1 protein-coding gene is annotated in these 665 nt (G+C 59.8%); it reads left to right on the forward strand.

The window, feature by feature from the left end:
* Positions 1-396 precede the first annotated feature (396 nt).
* Positions 397-612 carry a cold-shock protein gene (locus tag I6F36_RS38585; RefSeq protein ID WP_225143937.1) on the forward strand — a complete coding sequence of 72 codons (216 nt, stop codon included), beginning with the start codon at positions 397-399 and terminating at the stop codon, positions 610-612.
* The last annotated feature ends 53 nt before the right edge of the window (positions 613-665 follow it).

Consider the following 665-nt stretch of genomic DNA (forward strand, 5'->3'; position numbering starts at 1 on the left):
ACGCGAGCGTGAGCCTGCAGTCCGAAGTTCGGCGGGACCAACTGGGACGGACAGTGCCCCGGTCGGCCATCAGTTTTCAGACCAAAGCGAACACCTTGACCCTGTAGCCCGCCACGAAGCGCCTGCAGAATCTCCGATTCTCGATTCGGCACGACCCTTGCTCGGTCCTGGGCAGCATCACCGAGTCTCCAGATGCGGTAATGTTAGGGGCGGGCTCGTCGCTTCTAGCGCCTGGTCCGCCCCGCCGGTTTGCTGTGAGGCGAGGTGAGTCAGGATGTTCAAGTGGTGGCGCTCATCTTCGCTCGCGCTCGTCGCCGCCGAGTTAGGAACGGAAAGTGCACCCGCAGCTCCGGAGTAGTAGGCGGCGATATCGAGCCGCAAGACCGTGGAACAAACATGCGCACCGGAACAGTAGTGTCGTACAGCGTTGAAAAGGGCTGGGGGTTCATTCGGCCTGACTATGGCGACGGCAAGGATTTGTTCGTGCACATATCGGACCTTCGCGGCTGCGCAGGGGCTGATCTGGTGTCCGGCACGCGCGTGACTTTCGGTATTCGTTTCAATAAACAGCGCTCGAAGTACAGAGCCGTCGAGGTCAGGCTGATCGATTGAAATATCGCGCATCCTGCTGCAGGCGTGCGCGTTACATAACATCCATAGCGCAA

The organism is Bradyrhizobium sp. BRP19 (assembly GCF_020194195.1).
Taxonomy (GTDB): Bacteria; Pseudomonadota; Alphaproteobacteria; order Rhizobiales; family Xanthobacteraceae; genus Bradyrhizobium; species Bradyrhizobium yuanmingense.

Coding starts and splice junctions, on each gene's coding strand:
- I6F36_RS38585 (WP_225143937.1), top strand. CDS start 397: ATGCGCACCGGAACAGTAGTGTCGTACAGCGTTGAAAAGGGCTGGGGG.